The sequence below is a fragment of the Psychrobacter sp. 1Y4 genome (assembly GCF_051847555.1).
Window position 1 is genome coordinate 1 of record NZ_JBPYDE010000085.1, and the last position, 1,262, is coordinate 1,262.

Genomic DNA, 1,262 nt, shown 5'->3' on the forward strand with positions numbered 1-1,262 from the left:
GTTTTATCTAGCCAAGCGCTTGCAAAAAGGCGAAGGTATTGCTCAAAATACTCAACAAGCAATCCAGTGGTACACCAAAGCCGCTCAACAAGGTGTTGCCCCTGCTCAGTTGAACCTTGCTATCATGTACTTACGCGGTGAAGGCGTACAACCTAACTTGCAGCAAGCGCGTCTTTGGCTAGAAAAAGCCGCGATGCGTGGCGACAACCGTGCTAGTTACACACTTGCATTGTTAGATGAAAAACAAAAAAACCTGGTTGATGCCTATAAGTGGTACGACTTGGCTGCCCGTGATGGCATGCTCGATGAAAAAGTTCGTAACAAGGCACGTGGTAAAATCGGCCAATTGGCATTGAACTTATCAAGTGCAGATATCGCTAATGCCCGCAACAAAGCAGATACTTGGTTTCAGAGTAAATAAACTCTAACTAGATATTTAGCGTATAGTAAAAATCCAGCCTTTGAGCTGGATTTTTTGTGTACGAAAGCAAAAAATTTATATAAAGTGAAATCAGCTTAATCATATACGCCTAATAAACTTGTAGCCTCCTAAGTCGAAGGAATGTTATGCAAACAGTTACCCCAATAACAAATCCATACCTCTTTGAAAAACAGTACGATGCTTTTATAAGGTTTGTAGAAGAAAAGTCAAATATACCTTTTGTGTCTTTTGCTTCACATCCTTATACAGATCAACAAGAAGGATATAAGTATCAGACTTACAGAGTTGCTCGCAATAAGCTTTCGTTTCATACATGGAAAAATCATGACATTGGAAGTGGGAAAATTATATTGGCAACCATCGAGGCCATTGAGTTTCCAGATAATAATTTAGTTCCATGGCAAAATCGCTATGGCGAACAAAATCGACCACATCAACCACTTTTTGAAGCAATTGGTAACCCTGTTAAGACAGAGGAAATTGAGAGCGTTTTATTTAATCTTTACCATTCATCAAATGACGAACAAATATTTGATGAGTTGATTAAAATTTTTGGAAGGAATTATTCTCTTTTAGCTTATCTTTATTTTATTAAAGATAACTCAAAATACTTACCTATCGCACCTACTTATTTTGATAGAGCATTCTCATTATTAGGAATAGAGTTCAAAACTAGTCAACGTTGTTCTTGGGAAAATTACTTTGTTTATTTGCAACTTATTAGTACTATCAAAATAATGCTAATTGAAGAACTAAAAAATGAGGTTAGCTTGTTAGATGCTCATTCGTTTGCTTGGATGCTTTCTGCACAAATGGAAAA

General features: G+C 36.8%; 2 protein-coding genes. Both read left to right on the forward strand.

What is annotated here, in order from left to right; all coding sequences use genetic code 11:
- The coding region (locus ACS8FC_RS14345) for a tetratricopeptide repeat protein (RefSeq protein WP_439297255.1) at positions 1–421 on the forward strand (421 nt) is incomplete at its 5' end.
- A gap of 146 nt (positions 422–567) precedes the next feature.
- On the forward strand, positions 568–1,262 hold a 695-nt coding region (locus tag ACS8FC_RS14350; RefSeq protein WP_439297256.1), incomplete at its 3' end, for a hypothetical protein.